General features: G+C 73.7%; 22 protein-coding genes. 11 read left to right on the top strand and 11 right to left on the bottom strand.

Annotated features, from left to right (window positions below):
- Positions 1 to 70: 70 nt before the first annotated feature.
- On the bottom strand, positions 71 to 988 hold the full coding sequence (locus NOCA_RS02705; RefSeq protein WP_011753754.1) for a 1,4-dihydroxy-2-naphthoyl-CoA synthase: 918 nt from the start codon (positions 986 to 988) through the stop codon (positions 71 to 73).
- Positions 989 to 1,043: 55 nt separating this feature from the next.
- Between NOCA_RS02705 and NOCA_RS02700 the strand changes: the two genes are divergently transcribed.
- From NOCA_RS02700 to NOCA_RS02690, 3 genes are all read left to right on the top strand, one after another.
- Positions 1,044 to 1,487 (top strand): nitroreductase family deazaflavin-dependent oxidoreductase, encoded by a 444-nt coding sequence (locus NOCA_RS02700; protein ID WP_011753753.1) that lies wholly within the window; start codon positions 1,044 to 1,046, stop codon positions 1,485 to 1,487.
- 35 nt (positions 1,488 to 1,522) lie between these two features.
- The gene (locus NOCA_RS02695) at positions 1,523 to 2,980 is read left to right on the top strand and encodes an alpha/beta hydrolase (protein ID WP_011753752.1); all 1,458 of its coding nucleotides are present in this window, start codon (positions 1,523 to 1,525) and stop codon (positions 2,978 to 2,980) included.
- A 77-nt stretch (positions 2,981 to 3,057) separates the two neighbouring features.
- On the top strand, positions 3,058 to 4,362 hold the full coding sequence (locus NOCA_RS02690; protein ID WP_041547027.1) for an MFS transporter: 1,305 nt from the start codon (positions 3,058 to 3,060) through the stop codon (positions 4,360 to 4,362).
- A 105-nt stretch (positions 4,363 to 4,467) separates the two neighbouring features.
- On the opposite strand, the gene NOCA_RS02685 is transcribed toward NOCA_RS02690, so the two are convergent.
- The 6 genes from NOCA_RS02685 to NOCA_RS02660 all read right to left on the bottom strand — a co-directional run bounded on the left by NOCA_RS02685 (position 4,468) and on the right by NOCA_RS02660 (position 15,476).
- A complete protein-coding gene (locus NOCA_RS02685; protein ID WP_011753750.1) occupies positions 4,468 to 5,091 on the bottom strand; it encodes an ACT domain-containing protein in 624 nt (207 codons plus the stop codon).
- 53 nt (positions 5,092 to 5,144) lie between these two features.
- On the bottom strand, positions 5,145 to 6,899 hold the full coding sequence (gene recD / locus NOCA_RS02680; RefSeq protein WP_011753749.1) for an exodeoxyribonuclease V subunit alpha: 1,755 nt from the start codon (positions 6,897 to 6,899) through the stop codon (positions 5,145 to 5,147).
- Entirely contained in the window at positions 6,892 to 10,227 is a 3,336-nt protein-coding gene (locus NOCA_RS02675) for a UvrD-helicase domain-containing protein (RefSeq protein WP_011753748.1), read from the bottom strand. The genes recD and NOCA_RS02675 overlap by 8 nt, the downstream gene beginning before the upstream one ends.
- Positions 10,224 to 13,565 carry an exodeoxyribonuclease V subunit gamma gene (gene recC / locus NOCA_RS02670; protein ID WP_011753747.1) on the bottom strand — a complete coding sequence of 1,114 codons (3,342 nt, stop codon included), beginning with the start codon at positions 13,563 to 13,565 and terminating at the stop codon, positions 10,224 to 10,226. Before recC ends, NOCA_RS02675 begins: the two co-directional genes overlap by 4 nt.
- A 151-nt stretch (positions 13,566 to 13,716) precedes the next feature.
- Positions 13,717 to 14,535 carry an ABC transporter permease subunit gene (locus NOCA_RS02665; protein WP_011753746.1) on the bottom strand — a complete coding sequence of 273 codons (819 nt, stop codon included), beginning with the start codon at positions 14,533 to 14,535 and terminating at the stop codon, positions 13,717 to 13,719.
- Positions 14,532 to 15,476, bottom strand: a complete 945-nt coding sequence (locus tag NOCA_RS02660) for an ABC transporter ATP-binding protein (RefSeq protein WP_011753745.1) — start codon at positions 15,474 to 15,476, stop codon at positions 14,532 to 14,534. The genes NOCA_RS02665 and NOCA_RS02660 overlap by 4 nt, the downstream gene beginning before the upstream one ends.
- Positions 15,477 to 15,612: 136 nt before the next feature.
- Between NOCA_RS02660 and NOCA_RS25420 the strand changes: the two genes are divergently transcribed.
- Positions 15,613 to 16,110, top strand: a complete 498-nt coding sequence (locus NOCA_RS25420; RefSeq protein WP_011753744.1) for a cupin domain-containing protein — start codon at positions 15,613 to 15,615, stop codon at positions 16,108 to 16,110.
- 83 nt (positions 16,111 to 16,193) lie between these two features.
- The gene (locus NOCA_RS25415) at positions 16,194 to 17,993 is read left to right on the top strand and encodes a sensor histidine kinase (RefSeq protein ID WP_049774188.1); all 1,800 of its coding nucleotides are present in this window, start codon (positions 16,194 to 16,196) and stop codon (positions 17,991 to 17,993) included.
- A gap of 228 nt (positions 17,994 to 18,221) precedes the next feature.
- On the opposite strand, the gene NOCA_RS02645 is transcribed toward NOCA_RS25415, so the two are convergent.
- Positions 18,222 to 18,725 carry a PGPGW domain-containing protein gene (locus NOCA_RS02645; protein ID WP_011753742.1) on the bottom strand — a complete coding sequence of 168 codons (504 nt, stop codon included), beginning with the start codon at positions 18,723 to 18,725 and terminating at the stop codon, positions 18,222 to 18,224.
- A 56-nt stretch (positions 18,726 to 18,781) separates the two neighbouring features.
- Between NOCA_RS02645 and NOCA_RS02640 the strand changes: the two genes are divergently transcribed.
- Positions 18,782 to 19,465 (top strand): acyltransferase, encoded by a 684-nt coding sequence (locus tag NOCA_RS02640; protein ID WP_011753741.1) that lies wholly within the window; start codon positions 18,782 to 18,784, stop codon positions 19,463 to 19,465.
- Positions 19,466 to 19,548: 83 nt separating this feature from the next.
- Here NOCA_RS02640 and NOCA_RS02635 read toward each other — a convergent pair whose 3' ends face one another.
- The 3 genes from NOCA_RS02635 to NOCA_RS02625 all read right to left on the bottom strand — a co-directional run bounded on the left by NOCA_RS02635 (position 19,549) and on the right by NOCA_RS02625 (position 21,736).
- Positions 19,549 to 20,217, bottom strand: a complete 669-nt coding sequence (locus tag NOCA_RS02635; RefSeq protein ID WP_011753740.1) for a hypothetical protein — start codon at positions 20,215 to 20,217, stop codon at positions 19,549 to 19,551.
- Positions 20,218 to 20,437: 220 nt separating this feature from the next.
- Positions 20,438 to 21,115: an NADPH-dependent F420 reductase gene (npdG, locus tag NOCA_RS02630; RefSeq protein ID WP_011753739.1), complete on the bottom strand. Its 678-nt coding sequence runs from the start codon at positions 21,113 to 21,115 to the stop codon at positions 20,438 to 20,440.
- Positions 21,116 to 21,169: 54 nt separating this feature from the next.
- Positions 21,170 to 21,736 carry a TetR/AcrR family transcriptional regulator gene (locus NOCA_RS02625; RefSeq protein ID WP_011753738.1) on the bottom strand — a complete coding sequence of 189 codons (567 nt, stop codon included), beginning with the start codon at positions 21,734 to 21,736 and terminating at the stop codon, positions 21,170 to 21,172.
- 42 nt (positions 21,737 to 21,778) lie between these two features.
- Here NOCA_RS02625 and NOCA_RS02620 point away from each other — a divergent pair, with 42 nt between their 5' ends.
- The 5 genes from NOCA_RS02620 (at position 21,779) to NOCA_RS02600 (ending at position 25,822) form a co-directional block, all read left to right on the top strand.
- Entirely contained in the window at positions 21,779 to 22,948 is a 1,170-nt protein-coding gene (locus NOCA_RS02620; RefSeq protein WP_011753737.1) for an acyl-CoA dehydrogenase family protein, read from the top strand.
- A gap of 154 nt (positions 22,949 to 23,102) precedes the next feature.
- Positions 23,103 to 23,345 (top strand): hypothetical protein, encoded by a 243-nt coding sequence (locus NOCA_RS02615; RefSeq protein ID WP_011753736.1) that lies wholly within the window; start codon positions 23,103 to 23,105, stop codon positions 23,343 to 23,345.
- Between the two features lie 21 nt (positions 23,346 to 23,366).
- On the top strand, positions 23,367 to 24,242 hold the full coding sequence (locus NOCA_RS02610; protein WP_011753735.1) for an AAA family ATPase: 876 nt from the start codon (positions 23,367 to 23,369) through the stop codon (positions 24,240 to 24,242).
- The gene (locus NOCA_RS02605) at positions 24,235 to 25,362 is read left to right on the top strand and encodes a vWA domain-containing protein (RefSeq protein ID WP_011753734.1); all 1,128 of its coding nucleotides are present in this window, start codon (positions 24,235 to 24,237) and stop codon (positions 25,360 to 25,362) included. The genes NOCA_RS02610 and NOCA_RS02605 overlap by 8 nt, the downstream gene beginning before the upstream one ends.
- Positions 25,363 to 25,369: 7 nt before the next feature.
- Positions 25,370 to 25,822 (top strand): hypothetical protein, encoded by a 453-nt coding sequence (locus NOCA_RS02600; protein ID WP_011753733.1) that lies wholly within the window; start codon positions 25,370 to 25,372, stop codon positions 25,820 to 25,822.
- The last annotated feature ends 27 nt before the right edge of the window (positions 25,823 to 25,849 follow it).

Below are 25,849 nucleotides of genomic sequence, written 5' to 3'. Positions count from 1 at the left end.
GGGCACGGCCCGCAACTGCTCGGCGCGCAGAGTCCGACCAGCGTCGGTGACCTGCCCCGGTCGCGCGGCATCAGTAGTACCAGGGGAACGGCGACCAGTCAGGGTCGCGCTTCTCCAGGAACTGGTCGCGGCCCTCCTGGGCCTCGTCGGTCATGTACGCCAGGCGGGTGGTCTCGCCGGCGAAGAGCTGCTGACCGACCAGGCCGTCGTCGATGGCGTTGAAGGAGTACTTGAGCATCCGCTGCGCCGTCGGCGACTTGCCGTTGACGATCCGGCCCCACTCCAGCGCGGTCGCCTCGAGCTCGGCGTGCGGGACCGCGCGGTTGACGGTGCCCATCCGCACGCCGTCCTCGGCGGAGTACTCCTGGCCGAGGAAGAAGATCTCGCGGGCGAACTTCTGGCCGACCTGGCGGGCGAGGTACGCCGATCCGAACCCGCCGTCGAACGACCCGACGTCCGCGTCGGTCTGCTTGAACCGGGCCTCCTCGGCACTCGCGAGCGTGAGGTCGCAGACCACGTGCAGGCTGTGGCCACCGCCCGCCGTCCAGCCGGGCACCACGCAGATGACGATCTTGGGCATGAATCGGATCAGCCGCTGCACCTCGAGGATGTGCAGCCTCCCCAGCTTGGCCTTGTCGACCGTCTCGGCGGTCTCGCCCTCCGCGTACTGATAGCCGGCGCGCCCGCGGATCCGCTGGTCGCCGCCGGTGCAGAACGCCCACTTCCCGTTCTTCGCGCTCGGTCCGTTGCCGGTCAGGAGGACGCAGCCGACGTCGCTGGACGTGCGCGCGTGCTCGAGCACCCGCAGCAGCTCGTCGACCGTGTGCGGCCGGAACGCGTTCAGCACGTCGGGTCGGTCGAAGGCGACCCGCACGGTGCCGTGCTCCCGGGCCCGGTGGTAGGTGAGGTCGGTCAGGTCCTCGAAGCCGGGGACGACGTCCCAGGCGTCGGCGTCGAAGATCTCCGACACCCCGTCGATCGCGCTCATGCGGGCGAGGCTATCGCCGGGGAATGCCGCGAGGCCGACTGGGCATTGACCAGATATGACACTTGACGGCGAGTACGAGCCCAACCCCCAGCAATGGGTCCGCGACCAGGTCGAGGAGTTCGAGGCCTCCAACGGGCAGCGCGCGAACATCCTGATGGACCACCCCGAGTGGCCGATCGTGGTCATCACCTCGAGGGGCGCGACGTCAGGCAAGCTGCGCAAGAACCCGGTCATGCGGGTGGAGAAGGACGGCGTCTACGCCGCGATCGCCTCGAAGGGCGGCACCCCCGAGCACCCGAGCTGGTACCACAACTTCGTCGCGCACCCCGAGGTCGACCTGCAGGACCGCAGCGAGAAGCACAGCTACCGCGCCCGGATCGCCGAGGGCGCCGAGCGCGCCGAGTGGTGGGAGCGCGCCGTCGCGCAGTACGCGCCGTACGCCGAGTACCAGGAGAAGACCGACCGCGAGATCCCGGTCTTCCTGCTCGAGCGCGTCTGACGTACCCCCCTCGCAGGGTCGGTCGTTGACCGGCCATGCGCGCGCTGACCGCCACCCTGTCCCTGCTGCTCGCGGGTGCGCTCGCCGCCCCGGCGGCGGCCGACCCCGCGCCCACCGACCCGGCGTACACCCAGCGCGACGCGCAGAACATCACCGACGCCTACGGCCGGATCGACGGCGAGGGCGGCCAGCTGCGGAACCCGGCGTACCTTCCCGCCCTCGTGGCCGCGTCCACCCAGCGCGGCGTCGACCAGCTGCTGACGCAGGTCGCATCGCCGACGCGCCCGGCCCTCACCCCCGGCAACGTGTTCCCGGGCTGGAACGTCGGCAACCCGCTGCGCGCCGGCTGGGACGGCACCCGCGGCGTGTCGCGGGCGGTCACCTTCACCAACGAGTACGGCGCCCAGCTGCGCGGCCACGTCTGGAAGCCGCTGCCCGGCGCGCGGGACCCCTACACCGGCCGCCGCCTGCACGGCCCGTTCCCCGGCGTGGTCATCACCGAGGGCTCGGTGCAGGGCTCCGAGGGCATGTACGAGTGGCTCGCGCAGGACCTCGCCGAGCGCGGCTACGTCGTGCTGACCTACGACGTCCAGGGCCAGGGCACCAGCGAGACCTTCCCCCACCAGGAGTCCCCGGTTCCGGTGGACGGGCTGCCCTTCTGCAACCCGTTCGCGGCACCCGACGACGGCGAGATGTCCGGCTGCCCGGGCGTGCCCTCCCAGCAGCTGTCGAACTTCGTGGTCGGCACCGAGGCCGCGCTCGACTTCATCACCTCGCGCGCGAACCCGTTCCGGCGCAGCCTCGACCGCTCCCCCGACCCGCACCCGGCGACCCCCGGGCGGACCACGCGGATCGCGATCATCGGTCACTCGATGGGTGCCGCGGCGGTCTCGAAGGTCCAGGGGACCGACCGCCGGGTCGCCGCGGTCGTGGCGCTCGACAAGCTCGCGGGGCCGGACTCGAGCGGCGCGTTGGACGGGGCCGGCAACCGGCCGGTCGTGCCGGCGCTGGCGGTGCAGTCGGAGTACGGCTTCACGGTCTCCCCGTGGTTCCTCAGCGGCGGCAGCTCGCTGAGCCCGCAACCCAGCCCGGACGGGCCGGACCCGATGCGCGAGCGCGCGACCGGGTACGACGCCTGGCGCGCGGCCGGCGTGGACGCGATGCTCGTCGTACCCCGCGCCTCCACCCACCTGGAGTACACCGACATCCCGCTGGTGCTGCCGGCGAGCCGCTACGGCCAGGACCTCACCAGCGTCTACGTCCAACGGTGGCTGGACCGCTACCTCAAGCACCGCGACGACACCGCGGCGCTGCTGGCCGACTCCTTCCGCTACCTGGAGCCGGCCGGCGACGGCGTCTGGTCGCCGGTGCGGCTGCACCGCGACGACCTGCTGAGCTTCTACTACTGCTCGGCGTACGGCCTGGACACACCGCGCGGCGAGGTCGCCGACGGGGACGTCACGGGGGTCGGCTGCCCGTCGTCCATCGGGTGATGCGTGGTGGCTGACCCGGCCGGGGTTTCCCAGCCATTTCCCGTCCCGCGACGGGGCGGGTGCTGCACCATGCGGAGGTGACCGCCACCACGCCGGCGCCGCGTTCCGCGCTGGCTGAGCCGACGACGAAGCCGCCCGGCCGTTGGATCGCCGCGATCACGCTGGCCAGCATCGGGCTCTGGGCCGGCTTCTTCGGGCCGATCCAGGTGCTGCTCGCCCAGCAGGCCGAGGCGATCGCCCCGGACGACAAGAAGGTCGTCCTCTCCGTCGTCCTCGGCCTCGGCGCCTTCGTCTCGGTGGTCTGCAACCCGGTGTTCGGTGCCTTCTCCGACCGCACCACCCTGAGGGCCGGCCGACGGCTGCCCTGGATCGCGGGGGGTGCCGTCGGCGGGGCACTGTCGCTGCTGCTCCTCTCGGTCGCCGACAACGTCGTCGTGATGGCGATCGGCTGGTGCGGCGTGCAGGCGACCCTCAATGCCATGCTGGCTGCGGTCACCGCGACCGTGCCCGACCAGGTCCCCGTGGGCGAGCGCGGCCGGGTCGGAGGAATCCTCGCGGTCGCCCAGACCGTCGGCGTGGTGGGCGGAACCGGCATCGCGTCGGCGACCGGCAGCATCGCGGCCGGGTACGTCGTCACCGCCGGCGTGCTGATCGTGCTGACGCTGCCGTACTGCGTCGGCTCCCGCGACGTCCCGCTGGCCCCCGACGAGCTGCCGCCGCCGTTCGACTGGGGCGGGTTCCTGCGTTCCTTCTGGGTCTCGCCGCGCCGGCACCCGGACTTCGCGTGGGCCTGGATCACCCGCTTCCTGGTCAACCTCGGCAACGCGCTCGGCCTGCTCTACCTCCTCTACTACCTGCAGGACGTGATCGGCGTCGACAAGGACGAGGCCGACGACCGGGTGTTCCTGCTGACCGCGATCTACGCGGCCGTGATCATGGCGACCACGGTCGTCTTCGGCGTCTGGAGCGACCGGACCGGCAAGCGCAAGGTGTTCGTGATCTGGTCCGGCGTGGTCGGCTCGCTCGCCTCGCTGCTGCTCGCGGTCGGCCAGACCTGGCCCGCCGCCGTGGCGGCGGCGGTGCTGATGGGCGTCGGCTACGGGATCTACACCTCGGTCGACTTCGCCCTGATCACCCAGGTGCTGCCCGGCGCCGAGGACCGCGCCAAGGACCTGGGCGTCATCAACATCGCCAACGCGCTGCCCCAGGTGTTCGCGCCGTTCATCGCCGCCGTGATCCTGCTGGTCGTCGAGGCCGCAGGCGGGGTGACCGAGACCGGCGGCGACCGCTTCTCCGTCGGCTATTGCGTGCTGTACTCCGTCGCGTTCCTGGTCGCCGTCCTCGGCTCGGTGTTCGTCACCAAGATTCGCTCGGTTCCGTAGCTGGTCCGCAGCGGCTCGTTGTAACGCCGTGTTACCCCTTCCTCCCACCATGCTGCAGCACCCCGGGAAGAAGGGGTAACACGGCGTTACAGCCGATGGGGTCGCTCAGGGGGTGGCCGCGCGGGCGGCGCGGGCGATCGACATGGCGAGGCCGGTCAGGTGGCCGAGGCGGGCGATCTCGGAGTCGAGGAAGGCCGGGCCGCCGCGTCGGCCGATGACGACGATCTCGGACTTGTTCAGCCGGGCGGCGCAGTGGATGTTGTTCTCGTCCGCGGAGCCGATCGTCTCCGCGCGCTCGATCGGCTGCCAGGCGAGCTCCTTCGGCGCGGCGCCCGTGGCGTAGACGACGCCGTCGGCCTTGCTGACCCGTGCGGCCCAGTCGGCGCGGAACACCACCGGGAGCCGGTCGATCAGCCGCCCGAGGGCGTGCTCGGGGTCCTCCGTCAGCTCCTCGACGGCCTCGAGGTCGAGGAACAGGTTGCCGCCCGCGGCATACCGCCCGACCCACAGCACCCGGACGCCGTCGAGGGCGTTGACGGTCGAGACCACGGAGTCCGGCATCGCGCCCGGATCCATCTCGAGGAACACGTCGTCGACGGCCGTGCCGCCGTGCCGCTTCTCGACGATCTCGATCGCCTCGATGTCGCCACCGGCCTCACCGATGGCCGTGGCGAGCCGACCCAACGATCCCGGGACGTCGGGCAGCTCCACGCGCAGCAGGTAGGGCATCACAACTCCAATCCGCCCCGACACTAACCCGCTCACGTTGCGCGGGGGTTACGTCAACCGTCCGCGAGACGCGCCCGCAGACCGGTGGCCCGCTGCGCCCGGGTGTCGACGGCGGCGCGCACGGCGGCCTCCGACCCGACCACGCGCACGTGGTGCCGGGCCCGGGTGATCGCCGTGTAGAACAGCTCGAGGGTGAGCAGCCGCGACCCCTCGTCAGGGAGCAGCACGCTCACCCGGTCGGCCTGGCTGCCCTGGCTCTTGTGGATCGTCATCGCGTGCATCGTCTCGACCGCCTCGAGACGGCCGGGCGCGAACTCCTTGAGCCGTTCCGACCCCGCCACGAACACTCGCCGCCGCTGGTCCTGCCGCACGACGACCCCGCTCTCCCCGTTGTAGACGTCGAGGGCGTAGTCGTTGCTGGTGACCAGCAGCGGACGGCCGACGTACCACTCGTCGTAGATCTCCACGTCGGGGTCCTCGGCGAGCCAGCGCTCGACGAGGTGGTTCCAACGGCGGACGCCGTAGAGCCCCTCGCGGTGCGCGCACAGGAGCCGGTAGCGGTCCAGCTCGGCCAGCGCGCGCTCGGCGTCCTCGTCGCGCGCCGCGGCCCAGACCGCGCGGGCGGACGCGAGCGAGTCGGGGCGCAGCGCGGCCTCGACCTCGGCCGCGTCGGAGGTCTCGACCCAGGAGACCTGCTCCGACGGCGCGCGCAGCACCGCGATCACCTCGTCGGCGTCGCCGGAGCGCAGCGCCGCTGCCAGGGACTTGATGTCCTCCTCGGAGCGGAAGTTGGTGCTCAACGCCGCGACCGGCGAGTCCGGCCGGCCCTCGTAGCCGGCCACCAGGTCACTCAGCACCGCACCCGCGCCGACCGAGGTGAGCTGCTGCGGGTCGCCGACCAGCACCAGTCGCGAGTCCGGGCGCAGGGCCTCCAGCAACCGGCCCATCATCGTCAGCTCGACCATCGAGGACTCGTCGACCACGACCACGTCGTACTTGAGCCGGTTGGCGCGATCGTGGCGGAACCGGGTCGCGTTGTCCGGGCGCCAGCCGAGGAGCCGGTGCAGGGTCAGCCCGTCGAGTCGTCCGACCAGGGCCGGCGCCTCCGGCCAGGCCGTCGCGACCGCCGCGAGCTCGGTGACCACGGCCTCCTGCAGCCGGGTCGCGGCCTTGCCGGTCGGCGCCGCCAGCGCGATCGAGAGCCTGCTCCCTCGTCCGGCGGCCTGGTCGGCGAGCAGCGCGAGCAGGCGCGCCACCGTCGTGGTCTTCCCGGTGCCGGGGCCGCCGGTCAGGATGGTGGTACGCCGGCGCACGGCCGCGACCACGGCCGCCCGCTGCTCCTCGCTGAAGTGCCCGCCGCCGAGCCTCGCCAGCGCCGCTTCGAGCCGCTGCTCGTCGACCGCCGGCGGTGCGAGCGCGAGGCGCGCGGCCAGGTCGTCGTGGACCTGCCGCTCGAGCCGGTGGTAGCGGTCGAGGTAGAGCAGCTCGTGGTCCCAGCGCACCACCCCGGCGTGCACGAGCGGCGAGCCGGCCACCGGCCACTCGTCGGGCCAGGGCAGGTCCGGGGCGGTCGCGGCCACGCCGGCGAGGTCGAGGCAGACCGAGCCGCGGCGGACGGCCCGCACGGTCAGCGCGACCGCCAGCAGCATCCGCTCGTCGGTCTCGCCGCCGAGGACACCGATCCGGGTGGCGACGTGCACGTCGCTGGAGGTCAGCACCCCGGCCGCGTTGAAGGTGGCGAGCAGCCCGGTGGCGCCGGTGGCGATCCGCCAGTCGTGCTCGTCGACGGGCTCGAACAGCTCAGTCACGGGCACCGCCGTCCAGCAGGTCGGAGAGCTCCTCGACCAGGGCGACCGGTGGCCGCCACGCGAACACACCGCAGGGCGCGCCGTCGACCGATGGCGTGTCCGGCCCGCACATGCCGCGCAGGTAGAGGTAGAGGACGCCGCCGAGGTGCTGCTCGGGGTCGTACCCGGGCTGGCGCCAGCGGAGGAACCGGTGCAGGACGGCGACGTACAGCAGCGCCTGCAGGGGGTAGTCGGAGTGGCCCATCGCGGCGTCGAGCGCGACCGACGCGTAGCTGTGCGCGGTGAGCGGCTCGTCGGTGGGTCCGAGCCAGTTGGTCTTGTAGTCGACGACCAGGTAGCGCGGCCCCGCCTCCGAGCGCAGCCGGAGCACGACGTCGACGGAGCCGGTGAGGTAGCCGCGCAGGGTCTGCTCGCCGAGCGGGCCGTCGAGATGGGCGGTGTACGCGCGGACCGGGTCACCGGGCGGCAGGTGCCGCTCCAGCAGCGGGCGGAGGTCGCCGAGCAGGCCGTCGCCGAGCGGGAGCTCGAACTCCATCTCGCGCAGCCGGTCGCCGAGAGTGACCTGCCGCAGCGTGGTGCCGGCGGCGAGCGGGCCCAGCGGGGAGTCGCAGACCGCCACCAGCGCGTCGGCCAGCTCCTCACGGTCGAGATCGACCGGCCACCAGCCGAGCTGCTCGTCGATGTGGCCGAGCAGCTCGGCACGCAGGTCGACAGCCTCCGGGTCGGTGTGCTCCAGCACCGCGTGCACGAGCGACCCGAAGGTCGCGCCCACCGGCAGCCCCGCCATCGGCGACGGCACGTCGCTGGCGAGCAGCGGCGCCACGGGGACGGCCTCGGGAGCGAGCGCTTCGTCCTCCTTGCCGGTGATCTCCGGCTCGCTCACCACCGCGCCGGCCGGCGCGGCCACCTCCACCCTGCTGAGGGAGGAGTACGACGCGCGCCGCCACTCGGTGTCGATGGTGCGGGTGAACGTCCGCGCCGCGAGGTCGGGGGTCGCCGGCCGTGGCGGGTCCGCGCCCGGGTCGGCGTGGATCGCGGCTTCGGGGCTCGGCCCGCCACGTTCGCGCCACCGCGAGAACAGCGTGACCACGGCGTCGTCGTCCGGCACGGCCGGCGCGGCGGGCACGCTCGCCGACATCTCACCGTCAGGCCCGTCGCCGTCGCGCATCAGCATCCGGTGCAGCGGCGAGGCGACGGCGTTCTTGGTCGGCGCCCACCAGGCGACCACCTGCGACTTGGCCCGGGTGGTCGCGACGTAGAGCAGCCGCAGCCACTCGCCCGCTTCCTCGTCGGCCCAGCGCCGGCAGTGGTCGGCCCAGCCGTCGTCCGAGCGCGCGCCGCCGACGTCGAGGCAGCGCGTGCCGCCGTCGTCGTGGAACAGCGGTCGGGTCGGCTTCGGGACGAAGCGGTCGGCGAGGGCGGGAACGTAGACGACGGGGTACTCCAACCCCTTGCTGGCGTGGATGGTGACGAGCTGGACGGCGGCCGCGTCGGAGTCGAGCCGGCGGGTCCGTTCGACGCCGCGGCCCGCGCGGCCCTCGGTGACCTGCCCCCGCAGCCAGGTGAGCAGCGAGGGCAGCCCGTGCCGCGCGACGAGGGTGACCTCGTGCAGCGCCTCGCCGATGTGGCGCAGGTCGGTCAGCCGCCGGTCCCCGCCGATCTCCGCGAGCACCCGCTCCGGCAGGCCCGCGACGTTCGCGGCCTCGAGCACCGCGGCGAGGCCGCGGCCGGCGAAGAGCTCGACCCAGCCGCGCAGCGTGTCGGCGACCTCGTCGGTCAGGTCGTCCCCGCGGGCGTCGAGCTCGACGGCGGTGTGCCCGAAGAAGCAGGTCAGCGCGGCCGAGCGCACGCGGGTGCTGCGGTGCGGCTGCTCGAGCGCCTCCAGCAGCGTGAGCCACTCGATCGCCGCGGGGGTCGCGAACACGCTGCCGCCGCCGGCGATCACCGCCGGCACCCCGACCTCGAGCAGCGCCTCGCGGACGGTGGCGAGGTCGGCGTGGCGGTAGCTGATCACCGCGACGTCCCGCGGCCGGATCGGCTCCCCGCACCAGGTCGCGCCCGACGCGAGCAGCCGGCGTACGTCGAGCGCCAGGTCTCTCGCGACATGCGGGCGGACCTGACCGACCGTGAGCGTGCTGCCCCCACGGCGCCCGAACGTGTCGCGGCGCACCACCCGCAGCCGGAACGGATGCGGGACCGGAGCACCGGCGAGGCGGGACTCGCCGTGGTGCGCGGTCACGTCGTGCACGACGATCCGCTCGTCGCCGAGCTCCGCGCCGGCGAGGAGCGTCTGGACGGCGGCGAGCAGCGGGCCGTCGCTGCGTCGGTTGACCGCGAGCGTCTGCCGGGTCTGCGCGGTCTCGGCGGCCCGCAGGTAGGTGGTGACGTCGCCCCCGCGGAACGCGTAGATCGCCTGCTTCGGATCGCCGATCAGGACCATCGTGGCGTGGCCGCTGAAGGCCCGGTCGAGGACCTCCCACTGCACCGGGTCGGTGTCTTGGAACTCGTCGACCAGCACGATCCGCCAGCGCGCCCGCATCCGCTGGGCCGCGGCGCTCCCCGGCTGGGCGAGCGCGTCGGCGAGCTGGGAGAGCAGGTCGTCGTAGGAGAGGATGCCGAGCCGGCGCTTGCGGCGGTCGAGCTCGGTGCGTACGGCGTCGGCGAAGCTCACCTTGCGGCCCGCGATCGTCGAGCGGTCCGCGCCGGCGGGTTCGAGGCGGGCCTGCGGGTCGCCGACCGCCGCCCGGGCGATGGCCATCGCCTCGTCGTGGGTGAACGCCGGCTCGGCGTCGGCGAACGCGCGGAGGTAGAGGTCGTCGACGGTCTCCTTGACCAGGTCGTCGAGGTCCTCGACCAGCCGCGCCCGGGAGTCGGTGTCGCCTGCGACGCCGAGGGAGTCGAGCACCATCGAGCAGAACTGGTGGGTGGTCGCGATGGTTGCCGCGTCGAAGCCGGCGAGCGCCTCGGTGACCCGGCGGTGGCCGCGGCGCCGCTCGTCGGCGCCCCACGAGCGCAGCAGCGTCACGAGTTCGGAGTCACCGGGGTCACCGGGGTCACCGGGGTCACCGGAGTCGCCGGCCACCGGGTCGTCGCCCAGCACCCGCTCGGCCTCGACCAGCTGCGCGCGCACCCGCTCGCGCAGTTCCTGGCTGGCCGCGCGGCCGAACGTCACGACGAGCAGCTGGTCGAGCCGGGCGACTCCTTCGGCGACGTACCGCGTGAGGAGGGCGCCGATGGTCCAGGTCTTGCCGGTGCCGGCGCTCGCCTCGAGCAGCACGGTGCCGGCCGGCAGCGGGTCGGTGATGGCGAAGGGGCGCACAGCGTTCACAGGGGGCCGACCCTTTCGCCGCCGGTCAGCAGCGGCTCCCAGATCGCCCAGGCGTGCTCACCGAGACCGGCGTCGAGCAGGGCCTCGACGGGCGCAGCCGGGCCGTAGACGCGCTGGTGGTAGGGGTCGGCGTCCTCGCCGGTGATGCCGAACTGGTTGTGGGGGTCGGTCTCCCACTCCCGTCGCGCGGCCTCGACCGGCGGGTGGTCCTGGCCCATCAGCTCGCGCGCGTGGGCGTCCGCCCACGCGGCTCCGGTCTTCACCGGCACCGGCAGCGGAGCGCAGAGGCCGCGGTCGCGGAGGTCGACCAGGTCGCGCAGCCAGCCGACGGCGCGGTGGTCGAGCGGTCCGCACAGCGCGCGCTTCGGACCCGCGCGGTCCTTCCCGACCGCGTGGGCCGTCCAGTGCTGGTCGGGGTAGGTCGCCGACAGCGCGAGCAGGTCGACCCACGCGTGCAGCCGCTGCCGCGCGTTGAGCCGGGAGTAGCCGAGGCTGACCACCCGGCTTCCGTAGACGCCGGGCACCGTGCCGGTGAGCCGCCGCCCGTCACGCAGGTCGACGTCGACGTCGACCGACCGGCGCTCGCCGTCGCGCAGGTCGGCGGTGCGCGACCACAGCCGCTGGCACTCCTCCGCGACCTCGTGGAGCGCGAGGGTGCCGAGCCCGCGCGGCGGCAGCGTGCCGGCGAGCTGCTCGGCGGTCAGCACGGCGACCGGGTCCTGGCCGGCGAGCAGCTGCCGCAGCAGCCGGTCACCGATCTGCCACTTCTCCAGGCTGTCGAGCGACACCGGGATCGCATCGGCCAGGTCGTCGGGCTCGAACGGCGTCGCCACGTCCAGCCGCCCACGCAGGAAGGCCCGGACCGGGTGACCCAGGAAGTCGCGCAGGTCCTGCAGCGACACGTCCGCGGCCCTCCCGTCCAGGGCAAGCCGTGGTGGCAGCGGCCCGTCGAGCAGCGGCGGCGGCTCGCGGCGTACGCCCCGGGCCGACCGGGCGCCGGCCAGCGCGGCGGTGTCGAAGCTGAACGGGCGCTCGCGGGTGAAGTTGCGTGCGTCGTAGGGCTGGAGCGGGTGGCGGGTCAGGACCCGGTCGCGGACCGGCGCGTTGGTGGTGCGGTCGGCGGCATCGAGGATCTCGCCGAGGGGTACGGCGGGCGGGAGGCTCGCCCCGGACTGCTCGTCGGCGCCGGAGTAGGTGATGACGAGGTGCTCGGTCGCGGCGAGGACAGCGTCCAGGAGCAGCTGCCGGTCCTCGCTGCGGACGTCGCGCTCGCCGGTGAGCGGATGCCGCCCGAGCACGTCGTCGCCGTCGACCGCACCCGCGCGCGGGAAGACCCCGTCGTCGAGGCCGACCAGGCAGACCACGCGGTGCGGCACCGAGCGCATCGGCACCATGGTGGCGACGGTCAGGCTGCCGGTGCGGAAGTTGGCGCGGGTCGGGCGCCCGGCCAGCCGCGACTCGAGCATCGCGCGCACGTCGGCGAGCCGCAGCTCGAGCCCACCCTCGTGCGACGACGCGGCGGCGCGCCCGAGCTCGCGCTCGAACTGCGGGACCTGCCAGGCGTCGTCGGCCGCGACGTCGACGAGCGACCGGACGCCGTCGCGCAGGCCGGTGGCCCAGTCGGCGACCGTCCGCGCGCCGGCGAGCACGGTCAAGGTGCGGTCGACCCGCGCGACCAGCTCGGCGAGACGTCCCGCGAGGTCGATCTCGGAGCTGGCGACGTCGTCGAGCGGCAGCCCCCGGCCGAGGTGGTGGTGGTCGTCGCCGCTCATGGCGACGCCCAGCAGGATCCGGTCGAGGCCGGTGCGCCAGGTGTTGTGGGGGAACCGCTCCATCCGGAACGCCGCGCGCGACTCCTCGTCGAGGCCCCACCGGACGCCGGCGCGGGCCACCCACCGCGACACCCGGTCCAGCTCGTCGTCGGTGAACCCGAACCGGCGGCGAACCGGGTCGGTGCCCGCCAGGTCGAGCACGTCGGACGCGGTGACCCGGCCGCCGGCCAGGTCGAGCAGGTCCCCGGCGACGGCGAGCAGGGGGTTGGTGCTGGTGAGCGCGCGGTCGGCGAGCTTCACCCGCAGCCGGTGGGCGGGGTGCCCGTCGGTGGTCGCGAGACCGAACCCGGCCGAGATCAGCGGCGCGTAGGTCTCGATGTCGGGGCACATCACCAGGACGTCGCGCGGCTCGAGGGTCGGGTCGTCCTCGAGCAGGCCGACCAGCACCTCGCGCAGCACGTCGACCTGACGAGCCGGGCCGTGGCAGGCGTGCACCTGCAGGCTGTGGTCGTCCGGGTCGAGCTCGCGCGTCGAGCGCTCGTCGTACGACGGGGCGTGGTTGGCGCGCAGGTCGTGCTGGAGCCAGCCGAGCAGGGTCACCGGGTCGGTGGTCGATCCGGTCGGGGTCCCCGCAGGTGGGCGCACCTCTTCCGACGAGACGCCGTCGAGCAGCCGCCGGAGCTCGCGCGCGTCGCGGCCGAGGGAGGCGAGCAGCGGATGTCCGACCCGCTCGACGGAGTCGTCGGCCGCCCGGGGCACGACGCCCCCGGGTCCGCCGAGGTCGGCCAGGTCGTCCCAGAGCACCGGCGAGGGCTGGGGCAGGAACAGGTGCACGTCGCGGTGCTCCCCCAGGGCCTTCAGCAGCGCGACCTCGGTCACCGGGATCCGGGTGTGGCCGAACAGCGAGAGCCGGTCGGGCAGCGGCAGGCCGTCGCCGCCCGCCTGCAGAGCCGCGCACGTCTGGGCGTGCCGGACATCGGGAGGGGGCGCGTCGACCTGGGCGATCAGCCGGCGCCACAGCTCGGGCTGCCAGGCCAGGTCGGGCGGCAGCCCCTGCTCGCCACCGTGCTCGCCGTCGCGGCCCTCCCGCCAGGCGGTCACCAGCGACGGCCGCTGCAGTGCGTACGACGCGAACAGGTGCGCCAGCCGCAACGCCACCGAGTAGCGGCGGTTGCGGCGCAGCTCGCCGTCGGCGCCGTCCACGCCGTGGCCGAGGTGCCGCCCGAGCGTCGCGAACTCACGCTCGCCGAGGCTCTCGTCGATCGTCGCGAGCAGCGGCCAGACGAGCCGCTCGGGGTCCCACGGGTCGTCGCGCTCGCGCCCGAGCAGGAGCGACACCAGCGACCGCGGATTGAGGAACCGGACCCCCGCGCAGACCCCGTCGTCACCGCGCGGTCCGGCGCCGAGGCGGTGGCTGAGCCGCTGGGTCAGCCACCGCTCCACGCCCTTGGCCGGGACGACCACGACCTCCTCGGCGAACGGGTCGGCCAGCGGGGTGCGCAGCAGGTCCCCGAGCGCGTCCGCGAGCACGTCGGTGCGCGAGGCTCGGTGGATCTGCAGGGTCACGCCGCGACCCTATGCGGCGGCGGGGACAGATCGGGGCCGGTGTCGAGTTTCATCGGCCGGCCGACAGACCTCGTGCCTGGACGATGCAACTTCATCGTCCAGGGTCGAGTTTCATCGGCCGGCCGATGAAACTGAGAACCCGCTCGCGAAGCTACGCGTCGCGCCGGCGCAGCACCACGTACGCCGCGGCGAGGAGCACCGCGATCTCCAGGCCGAACACCGCGAAGCCGGTCCAGGCGTCGAGCAGGTTCGGGTTGAACGAGACCGGGGTGGCGACCACCGAGCCGGCGTTGCCGGGCATCAGCTTGGTCAGCCACTCGCCGAAGCTGCCGGGCACCAGGTTGACCATGTTGCCGAGGATCAGCATCAGCGCCAGCACCACCGAGATGGTGCCGGCGGTGTGCCGCAGCAGGAAGCCGACGGCGACGGTGAACAGGCCGATCCCGGCCAGGTAGAGGCCGGAGCCGTACATCGAGCGGAGCACGTCGCCCTCGAGCGGCATCCCGATGCCCTCGCGGTCGAGGAAGTAGTTGCCGCCGAGGTACCCGACCAGCGCGGTCCCGGTCCCGACGACCAGCAGCACGGCGACGAGCACGAGGGACTTGGCGGCCAGCACCCGCCCGCGATGCGGTACGGCGGCGAAGGTAGACCGGATCATGCCGGTGCCGTACTCGGTGGTGACGACGAGGGCGCCTAGGACGACGGCCGTGATCTGGGCGATCATCATCCCCCAGGTGATGAAGGAGCCCGGCGACTCGTCGGCCTCGGCCGAGGCCAGCCAGTCGGCGTTGGCCCAGCACATCAGGATCGTCAGCCCGGCGCCCAGGACGAAGGTCGCCACCAGCGTCCACCAGGTCGAGCGGACGGTGCGCAGCTTGACCCACTCCGCGCGCAGCGCGTCGACGAACCCCGGGCGCGGGGCATCCGCCGCCACCAGGAGCGATCCGGTCTCGGTCAGGGTCGCGGTCATCGCAGGGCTCCGGTCCGGGCGGGCTCGGGGGCGGCGTGGTACTCCACGCTGTCGGCGGTCAGGGCCATGAAGGCGTCCTCGAGCGAGGAGCGCACCAGGGTCAGCTCGTGCAGCACCAGGCCGTGCCCGAACACCAGCTCGCCGACGGCCGGCGCGTCCAGGCCGGCGACGCGCAGCTCGTCGTCGACCCGGGAGACCTCGAGGCCGCGGCGACCGAGCAGGTCGGCGACGTCGCCGAGCGCGGGCGCCTTGACCCGCACGTACGACGCGGCGTGGTCGGTCATGAACTCGCTCATCGAGCAGTCGGCGAGGATCGACCCGCGCCCGATCACCAGCAGGTGGTCGGCCATCAGGGCCATCTCGGACATCAGGTGGCTGGAGATGAACACGGTCCGGCCCTCGTCGGCGAGCTGCCGGGCGAACGTGCGGACCCAGCGGATGCCCTCGGGGTCCAGGCCGTTGACGGGCTCGTCGAGCACGACCACGGGCGGGTCGCCGAGCATGGCCGCGGCGATGCCGAGTCGTTGGCCCATGCCGAGCGAGTAGCGCCCGGCCCGCTGGCCGGCGACCGACTCCAGGCCGACCAGCTCGAGCACCTCACCGACCCGGGTGGTGGGGATGCCGTTGGACGCCGCCATCCACCTCAGGTGGTCGCGGGCCGACCTCCCGGGGTGGATGGCGTGCGCGTCGAGGAGGGCGCCGATCTCGCGAAGCGGGGCGGGGGCCGCGGCGTACCGGTGCCCGTTGACGCTGACCGTCCCGGAGGTCGGGGCGTCGAGGCCGAGGATCATCCGCATCGTCGTGGACTTGCCGGCGCCGTTGGGGCCGAGGAAGCCGGTCACCCGGCCGGGCCCGACGACGAAGTCGATCCCGTCGACGGCGACCCGGCTCTGCCCCTTCTCGGTGGCGAAGCGCTTGGTGAGTGCGTGGGCACGGATCATGGGGTCCACCCTGCGGCGAGCACGCGGGTCCGCACATCGGGGAGCACCCCGGGACCGACCCTGGGACCTGATCAGGGGACCCCGGGTTCGACGGATCGGCTGCGACGGCCGGCGTCCGCTCCCTACGCTCCCGGACATGAAGCGCCTCCTCCTCCCGCTCGGCGGCCTCGCGCTGGTCTGCTCGGGCTTCGGGGCCGGCATCGCCGTGTCCGCCACCGCCGCCGACGACGCAGACCGCGCAGCCCCGGTCGTGGTCACCCGTGAGCCCCTGGCCGAGGTCACCGCGCCGCCCGGTGCGCCGCACCGCACGCTCGGGCTGAGCAAGGTCGTGGTGATGCCGGGCGCCCGGCTCGCCGCGCACCACCACCCCGGCGCCCAGCTCGGCTACGTCGCCGAGGGCACGCTGACCTACACGGTCGAGTCGGGCCAGGCCCGGCTGATGAAGGGCCCCGGCGACGACGCCACCCTGGTCCGCACGATCGACCCCGGCGAGACCGTCAAGGTGCGCCCCGGCCGGTGGCTGGTCGAGGAGCAGGGCGAGGTCCACCACGCCCGCAACGCCGGAACCACCCCCATCGTCATCTACATCGCCACCCTGCTGCGCACCGGCGCGCCGGCGGCCATCGCCGATTGACCACCAGCCCGACGGCGGAGGGCATACTCGGGGAGCGGGCCCGGCGGGAGGCCGGCCCGCGGCTCGGCGGGAGGGCGGAGACGGTGGTCGACACCGAGGTGGTGCACCACGAGGACGCACGGGCCGGGTGGTCGGACTCCGCCGCCCGGGCGGTGCTCCAGCTGATGGTGGAGTCGGTCGCCGAGATGGTCGGCTTCGAGGTGGCGACGCTCTCGGTGGTGCTCGACGGCGACCTGGTCACGATGGCCTACACCGGCCCCGAGGAGTTCCGCGACTACCTGATGGCCCCGGACCCGGTCACCGTCCTCGACCCGGTGCTCGCCCGGGCGGAGAGCTGGGGCCGCTTCCACTTCCTCGCCGCCGAGGACTACGACGCCACCACCTTGGAGGGTCACTGGATGGTGGTCGCCGACGGGCAGGTCGACGTGCCGGACGCCTGGCACCCGATGGACGTCCTGGTCGGGCTGCTCACCGACGACGACGGGCGGCTGGTCGGCGCGATGTCGGTGGACCGCCCGGTCTCCGGCCGGCGACCGGACCCGGCCCAACGGCGGCTCCTGGAGCGGTACGCCGCGCAGGCCGAGCGCGCGGTGATGACGGCCTTCGAGCGGGAGGAGCTGGTGCAGCAGGTCGCGCACTCGGAGGCGGCGCGACGGCTGATCCGGTCCGCCTCGATGCCGGACCAAGCCTCGCTGCAGGCGGTGCTGGACCACACCCACCGGCCGCTCGTGGAGGGCTTCGGCGCCGCTGGCTCGTGGCTCCAGGTCCTCGACCCGGACAGCGGCGGCGTCGGCTACGCCCGGACCCGCGAGGGTGAGGTGGTCTCCCTGTCCGACCGGATGATCGCCCTGGCGCACGGGCTGGCACCCCGGCTGTGGGAGGCCCAGCAGGTGCTGGTCGTCGCCGAGGGTGTCGAACCGTCGCTGTCCGCGGAGTCCGGCGCCGGGCCACTTCTCGAGGAGGCGCGCCGCCAGATCGCCGAGCTCGGCCTGACCTCCGCGATGGCCGTCCCGCTCGGCGCCGGCACCGAGTGCCTCGGGTTCCTCGTGCTGTCCCGGCGCGCCCAGGACCCGCCCTGGTCGACCGTCGAGATCGGGTCGGCACTGCAGATCGGGTACGACCTCGGCGCCGCGCTGATGACCGTGCGCGCGCTCGAGCGCGAGCGCAGCCTGGTGCGCGAGCTGCAGCAGCTCGACGACTACCGGAGCCAGCTGATCGCCACGCTCTCCCACGAGCTGCGCACCCCGCTCACCGTCATCTCCGGCAACCTGGAGCTGCTTGGCGACCTCTCCCTCGACGAGACCGCCCAGCACTACCAGGAGGCGATGACCCGGGGCACCACCCGGATGCAGAAGGTCGTCGACGACCTGCTCCTCCTGGCGCGGGTGAGCGACCCGCAGCACCCGCTGGTACAGGTCCCGGTCGACCTGAACGCGGTGACCCGCACGACCGTCGACCTGCTGACCGCACCGGCACTGGCCAAGGGCCTGTCCCTGCGCCTGCAGCACAATCCCCGCGAGCACCTGGTGCCGGGCGATCCCGGCGAGCTCGACCGGTTGCTGACGAACCTGGTCAGCAACGCGGTCAAGTACACGCCCGCCGGCGGCACCGTCACGGTCACGGTGGAGCGCCGTGGGGACGCCGCGGTGCTGGAGGTCGCCGACGACGGGCTGGGGATCTCCGAGGAGGACCAGGTCGGGCTGTTCCGCCCGTTCTTCCGCACGACGAACCCCGACGCGCTGCGCGAGCCGGGCACCGGGCTGGGCCTGGCGATCGTGGCCACCATCGTCGAGCGGCACGGAGGCGAGGTGCGGGTGCGCTCGCGCCTGGGTGTGGGGACCACCTTCACGGTCACGTTCCCCGCAGCGGCGCCGGCCGGCTGACGCACAGGTAGCCCACAGCCGGTTCCGACGGCGGCGCAGGTCGCGGCCGTCCGCCGAGGTCATGGAACCCCAGATCCCCGGCCCCACGCTCCCCTCGCAGCACCGGCCCCGGCCGCAGGGGCGGACCTGGCGCAGCGCCGCACCGCGGCGGCCGACGCGGGCCTGGCGGCCGCCGACCTGGTCACCGCCGCCGACGGCACGATCGTGACCGGGACTCACCGCCGAGAGTCAGTCCCGCTCGGCCGCGCCCCTGCTGTCGTTGTCGTCGTTGTCGTCGTCATCGTCGTCGGGCAGTTCCGGCACCGGCTCGCCCCGGACCCTGAACCTGCGGTAGCTGTAGACGATCAGCCCGATCGCGATGAACCCGGAAGCCACCTGGGTCACGCCCGTCGCCGCCCCGCCGGGCAGCCACCAGCGCTCGGCCACCGGCCACCACCCGGGCGCCTCCGGCCCCCAGATCCAGACCGCCCCGCACCCGACCAGACCGACGGCGATCGCCGTCGAGAAGGTGACCCGGCGCCAGTTCTCCACGCCCTCGGCGGCGCCGCGCAGCGCCCGGATCTTCACCGGCTCCACGCGCCGCTCGGCCCACTCGTACTCCTGGGAGAGGATCACCAGGCCGGCGAAGATCATCAACAGGCCGGGGCCGGGGAGCACCAGCGCCGCGATGCCCGCGACGACGAGCACCCAGCCGAGGACCTCCAGCGCGACCCGGCGCACGACCGCCTTCATGGCCAGAACTCTGACACGCCCGCCCAACGGAGGGCGGACCCACTAGCGTCTCGCCCGTGAACCCCCTCGCGCGCGCCCTCGGCCACGGCGTCCTCAACCGCGGCGTCCACGCGGTCTGGCGGTGGCTGGACCGAGCCGGCGAGATCGTGCCCGGCACCCACGCCGCGGCCGCGTTCGGCAGCTTCGGCGCCGGCAGCTGCATCGACTTCCCACCGGCCACGCTGCTCAACTGCCGCTCGATCCACGTCGGATCCGGCGTGCTCGTCGGCCGCCAGGCGACGCTCTCGGTCGGGTACGGCGCGGACGATCCCAACATTCCCGACCGCGCCCTCGTGATCGGGGACCGATCGAGCCTCGGCGCCCGGGTGAGCATCACCGCGCACTCCTCGATCACGATCGGCGAGTCGGTGTTCTTCGGGCAGAGCGTCTTCGTGACCGACGCCAGCCACGGCTACCAGGACCCGACCCGCCCGATCGGTGAGCAGTTCGGCGCGCACCAACCGGTCTCGATCGGCTCGGGGTCGTGGATCGGCCACGGCGCGGTGATCCTGCCCGGCGCCCGGATCGGTCGCAACGCCGTGGTCGCCGCGGGCGCAGTGGTCCGCGGCGAGGTCGAGGACTTCGCGGTGGTCGCGGGCAACCCGGCCCGCGTGGTGCGCCGGCTCGAGCCCGACGTCGGCTGGGTCGACTCCCGCGGCGACGTACGCCCCGTCCTCGAGGGCCTCTTCGGCTCGGACTGAGGCCGGTAGTCCCTGACGCTTGCGGGCCGTGGGAACGCTCTCACGGCGCACAAACGTCAGGGACTACCGAACGGTCATCGCGGTCAGGCGACCAGGCTGAGGTCCTCGGGCACGACCTCGACCTCGGCGTCGGCCAGGGCGGGGAGCGGGACCAGGCGGGCGTGCACGTGCGCCGGGACGGCGATGCGCAGCAGCACCGCCAGCGAGCCGATCGTGGCGACGGCGGCGTAGATCAGGTTCGCGTCGACACCGGCCAGGAGGCCGTACGCGCCGGCGAGCAGCGCGTCCAGGATCATCAGCGCCCACGCGGAGGCCGCGATCGCGGAGACGTCCCGACTGCGCCACGCGGTCAGCGCGGCGGGCGTGACGAGCAGGGCCACCGAGAAGCCGAGGACGACGGTGGCAGGAGTGGGCCCGACCCAGAGCGTCGCGAGACCGGCCAGGGAGACCGTCGCCAGCCACGCCGCGGGCAGCCACAGCCGCTCGCGCGACCCGCCGCGCAGCCAGGCGAGGACCAGCGCGCCGACGGTCGCCGGTACGGCGACGGCTGCGGGCAGCGCGACCCAGATGTCGTGCTCGAGCACGCCGAAGACCGTCCAGGCGACCCCGCTGATCGTCGAGCTCGCCAGCGCCGCGACGCTCACCCCGGCGGCGGTGGCCATCCGACGCAGCTTGCTGAACTGCGGGACGGTGTAGCCGGCGGCGAGGAGGGTGCCGGCGAGGCCGACGAGGGTGGCGAGGGTCAGGTTCACAGCTTTCTCTGGCTTTCAGCGCGAGCGCGCGCGGACGTACGACGCGACCGCGGCACGAGAACGTGCGGCGGTCGCGACGTGAGGTGGATCCGGGAGTCCGGTCAACGGCTCCCAAGCAACGTGTAACAGCAAGATTACCCGTTGATCCAAACTATGTCGAACAATCTTGCGGGCTGGATCGTTCAGGACCGGGTGATCTTTCGCACAACTGAGATCGAAGTCAGAGGTCGGTGACCCGGACCCCCGCGTGGGACTTGTACCGCCGATTCACGCTGATCAGGTTGGCGGTCAGCGCCTCGACCTGGTGGGCGTTGCGCAGCCGGCCGCCGTAGACCCCGCGCACCCCCGGGATGGTGGCGCACAGGTCCTGGACCAGGTCGGTGGCCTCGCGCACGTCGCCGAGCACCAGGACGTCCGTGTCGACGCTGGCGACCTCGGGGTCCTCGAGCTTGACCGCGCTCACGTTGTGGAACGCGCCGACGACGGTGCTCTCGGGCAGCAGGGCCTGCGCCTGCTGCGCGGCGGAGCCCTCCTCGACCGCCAGCGCGAAGGCACCCTGCTTGTCGAAGCCGAGGGGGTTCACGCAGTCGACGACCACCTTCCCCGCGAGCTCCGTGGCCAGGCCGCCGACCAGCTCGCCGTGGCCCTCCCACGGCACGGCGACCACCACGAGGTCACCGGTCGTGGCCGCGTGCGCGTTGTCGGCGCCGGTCACGTCGCCACCGGTGGCCGCGGCCAGGTCCGCGGCGGTGGCCGCGGCCCGCTCGGCGCTCCGGCTGCCGATCACGACGGGCAGCCCGGCCGCCGCGAACCGCCGGGCGAGACCGCGCCCCTGGGGGCCGGTGCCGCCGAGGACGGCCACGGTAGTGCCGGCAAGGGACTCGGGGAGATCACTCATGGCCGCACTCTCTCAGGCGGGCGCGCGGCTCAGGGAGGTGCCCAGGGGGTGGGATCAGGGAGTGGAGCCGCCCACACCGTGCACGACGAGCTCGGCGAGGGCGCGGTACGCCGCCGCGTCCTGCAGGCCGGACGCGGCCGCGATCCGGCCACCCTGGATCGCGCTCATGACCTGGGCGACCGCGGCTCCGACGAAGGAGGCGTCGACCCGGCGCAGCGCGCCGGCGGCGACGCCGGCGCCGACCAGCTCCTGGACCCGCTCGGCGGCGAGCCGCGTGTTCGCCTCGTAGATCTCCGCGGCCGGGGCATAGGCCTGGAGGTCGGCGTAGAAGCGCGCGGATGCCGGCGCCAGCTCCTCGGCGACCGCGGTCAGGTAGACGGCGAGTCGCGCGCCCGGGTCGGGCTCGGCGGCGACCTGGGCCTCGATCCGCTCGGCGGCACGGCGGAAGAAGCCGCGCACGGCGGCGAGCACGACCTGCTCCTTGGTCTCCGCGACCCGGTAGATCGTCGTGCGCGAGCAGCGCAGCCGCGCGGCCAGGTCGCCGATGCCGAACTCGAGGAACCCCTCGGCGAGGAACAGCTCGATCAGCTCGTCGAGGAGCTGATGGCGCGGGGGTGGCACGGCGTTGACGCTATCAGTACCAGGCAGCGTACCTTGGTACTCATGTCCGCATCGCGCCTGCTGCCCACCGACGAGGCCGTCGACCTGATCGCACTCGTCCGCCAGATCGCCGCCGAGGAGCTGGCACCACGCTCGGCCGAGGCCGAGGCCACCGAGACCTTCCCGCGCGACGTCTTCGCGATGCTGGGCCGGACCGGCCTGCTCGGCCTCCCCTACCCCGAGCAGCACGGTGGCGGCGGCCAGCCGTACGAGGTCTACCTGCAGGTCCTCGAGGAGGTCGGCGCGGTCTGGGCGAGCATCGGCGTCGGGATCTCCGTGCACGCCCTGAGCTGCTTCGGCCTCGCGACCGCCGGCACCGCGGCCCAGCAGGCCGAGTGGCTGCCGGCGATGCTCGGCGGCGAGCTGCTCGGGGCCTATTGCCTCTCCGAGCCGCACGCCGGATCCGACCCGGCCGCGATGCGCACCCGGGCCCGCCGCGACGGCGATGAGTACGTCCTCAACGGCGCGAAGGCCTGGACCACCCACGGAGGGCACGCCGACTTCTACAAGGTGATGGCGCGCACCGGCGACCAGCGCGGCGACATCTCCTGCTTCCTGGTGCCTGCCGACACCCCGGGCCTGTCCGCCGACCCGCCCGAGCACAAGATGGGGCTGACCGGGTCGGCGACCGCGACGATGCGCTTCGACGACGTGCGGATCCCGGCCGAGCGGCTCCTGGGCGGCGAGGGCGACGGCCTCAAGATCGCGCTGGCCGGCCTGGACGCGGGCCGGCTCGGCATCGCCGCCGTCGCGACCGGGCTCGCCCAAGGTGCCCTCGACCGCGCGGTCGCCTACGCCCAGGAGCGAGAGACGTTCGGCAGGCGGATCATCGACCACCAGGGCCTGGCGTTCGTGCTGGCCGACATGGAGGCGGCCGTGCAGTCCGCCCGCGCCACGACCCTCCACGCCGCGCGGCTCAAGGACGCCGGGCTGCCGTACGGCCGCGAGGCCTCGGTCGCCAAGCTGGTCGCCACCGACAACGCGATGCGGGTGACCACCGACGCCGTCCAGGTGCTCGGGGGCTACGGCTACACCCGGGACTTCCCGGTCGAGCGCTACATGCGCGAGGCGAAGGTGATGCAGATCTTCGAGGGCACCAACCAGATCCAGCGGATGGTGATCTCGCGCGCCCTGGACCGCAGCACCGCCGGCACCCTCACCGTCGCACCGTGACCGCCCGCCGCTGACCACCCGCCGCTGGCCGCCCGCGCCTGGCCGCCCGCGCCTGATCGCCCGCCCCTGACCACTCGCTCAGCGTCGACGCGCACCTCAGCCTTCCCTTAACCGGCCCTCGCCGAGGACGGCGCGCCGACCTACAGTGAAGGACATGGCCGAGCCGAATGAGGTCCTGCGGGCGCTCTGGGACGCCGACGAGGCGACCGAGGCCGCCGTCGAGCTCGAGCACGCCGCCCCGGCGAAGGTCTGCAAGCGCACCCGCGGCATGACCTTCGACGGCATGGCCGAGCCCGGCACCGACCTGAACGAGGCCTGGCGCGACCTGCTCGCCCGCGAGGGCAAGCTCGGCACCGGGGAGACGATCCGCGACCTGGTGCTCGGCCGGGACGCATGAGCGAGCGCAGCGATCACGTGCATGAGTAGACCGGGGGGCGTCGCCGAGCTGACCGACGCACTCCGCGTCGATGGGTACCTCGCCGACCGCGGGCTCTCCACGGCGACCTACGTCGCCCTCGCTCTCGACCGTCCCCTCCTGCTCGAGGGCGAGGTCGGCACCGGCAAGACCGAGATCGCCAAGGCGCTGTCCCGGGTACTCGGCCGGCGTCTGATCCGGCTCCAGTGCTACGAGGGCATCGACACCAACCAGGCGCTCTACGAGTGGGACTACGCACGACAGCTGCTGCAGATCCGGGCGCTGTCCGACCGCAGCCTCGACGACGAGGCCGCGGTGGACGCGCTGTTCGGCCCGAAGTTCCTGCTGGAGCGGCCGCTGCTGGACGCCGTGCGTGCGGGCGACCGGGCCGTGCTCCTGGTCGACGAGGTCGACCGCGCGGACGACGAGTTCGAGGCGTTCCTGCTGGAGCTGCTGTCCGACTTCCAGATCACCATCCCCGAGGTCGGGACGATCGTGGCCGAGCGACCACCGCTCGTCGTACTGACCTCGAACCGGACCCGGGAGCTGCACGACGCGCTGAAGCGCCGCTGCCTCTACCACTGGGTCGACCACCCCGACGCCGAGCGGGAGCTCGAGATCGTGCTGGTGCGGGTGCCCGGCGTCGCCGAGTCGCTGGCCCGCAAGGTGGTCACCGCCGTGCAGCGGCTGCGCCAGCTCGACCTGGCCAAGCCGCCCGGCGTCGCGGAGACCATCGACTGGGTGCGCACCCTCGACGTGGTCGGCGCCGACGACCTGGACCCGCAGACTATCGAGGACACCCTCGGCGCGGTCGTGAAGGAGCACGACGACCTCGACGTCGTCCGGGCCCACGTGCACGAGCTGGCTCCCGGTGGCTGAGTCGGCCGAACCGGACCCGGGGCACGCGTTCGTCGAGACGCTGGTCGGCTTCGCTCGCGAGCTGCGGGCGGCCGGGCTGCCGGTGGGAACCGGTGACGGCGTGACGTTCTGCGCGGCGATGGAGCCCCTCGACCCGACCGACCTGATGGACCTCTACTGGGGCGGTCGGGCGACGCTGGTGACCCGGCGCGAGCAGATCCCGACGTACCACGAGACGTTCCTGCGCTACTTCCTCGACCACCCCGCCCCGAAGCCCGACGAGGCGCGGCCGTTCACGATCCAGCAGCGCGAGGAGGCGCGCACCGCGCTACAGGTGCCGGAGACCGAGCAGCACGGCGAGGAGCGGCAGGAGGAGGAGGCGATCCTCGGGCTGATGGCCTCGGACGTGTCCGCGCTCAAGCACAAGGCGTTCGCGTCCTGTACACCGGAGGAACTGGCCGCGCTGCGCCGGATCATGCGCACCGTCCGGCTCACCCCGCCCCGCCGCCGCTCGCGGCGGACCGCTGCCGCATCGGCCGGGACGCGACCGGACCTGCGCCGCACCGTCCGGGAGGCGATGCGCACCCACGGTGACCCCGCGAGGCTGCGCTGGCGGCAGCGACGGAAGCGGCCGCGGCCGCTGGTGCTGGTGCTCGACGTGTCCGGGTCGATGGCCGACTACTCGCGGGCGCTGCTGCAGTACGCACACATCACCTCGCGCGCGACCAGCAAGGTCGAGGTGTTCTGCTTCGGCACCCGGCTCACCCGGATCACCCGCGAGCTCGAGCACCGACGGCCGGATCAGGCGCTCGACCGCGCGGCCCGCGCCGTCGTCGACTGGGAGGGTGGCACTCGCATCGGCGGCTCCCTCGACGCGTTCGTGCGCGACTTCGGCCGGCGCGGCACCGGCCGCGGCGGCATCGTGGTGATCTGCTCCGACGGCCTCGACCGGGGCGACCCGGCGCTGCTGGCGTCGGCGATGCAGCGGCTGTCCCGGCTCTGCCACCGGGTCGTGTGGCTCAACCCGCACGGCGCCGAGCCGGCCTCGCTCGGCATGGCCGTCGCCACGCCGTACGTCGACCAGGTGCTGACCGCCCGTAGCCTGGCCGACCTGGAGGCGTTCGCCCGGAGCCTGGGGTGATGCCGTCGTGATCAGGCTGGGCTCGCTCGCGGGCTACCCGTTCGACGGCCCGCGGGTGCTGGCCGGCTGGGCGCCGCCCGCGGTCCCGGCGGTGTACGCGATCCTCTACCGCCCCGACACCGCCCGGGAGCAGTACGCCGTCATCTACGTCGGCCACAGCGAGGACCTGTCGGCCGAGGGGTTCCCGTTCCGCCACCCGGCCGCGCCGTGCTGGGTGGAGCGCGCCGGTGGGCGGTTCGGCGTGCACGTCGCGACCTACGAGATCCCGGGCGGGCAGGCCGGGCACCGGACCCAGCTCGCCGAGGAGCTGGTCTCGGTCTACCGGCCGCAGTGCAACGACCGCCAGTTCGACGCCACCTGGCGCGAGGAGTGGATCGGGTCGTACCGGGCGCCGACCACCGGTCCGCTCACGACCCGGCGCTCCCCGGCCGGCGGTGAGTCCTCCACCGAATCCGCGTGACAGAAGGTGGACAGGTCACCGCCCGCG

The organism is Nocardioides sp. JS614 (assembly GCF_000015265.1).
Taxonomy (GTDB): domain Bacteria; phylum Actinomycetota; class Actinomycetes; order Propionibacteriales; family Nocardioidaceae; genus Nocardioides.
The sequence above is the reverse complement of the archived record's forward strand: the minus strand, read 5'-3'. Positions and strand labels throughout refer to the sequence as shown.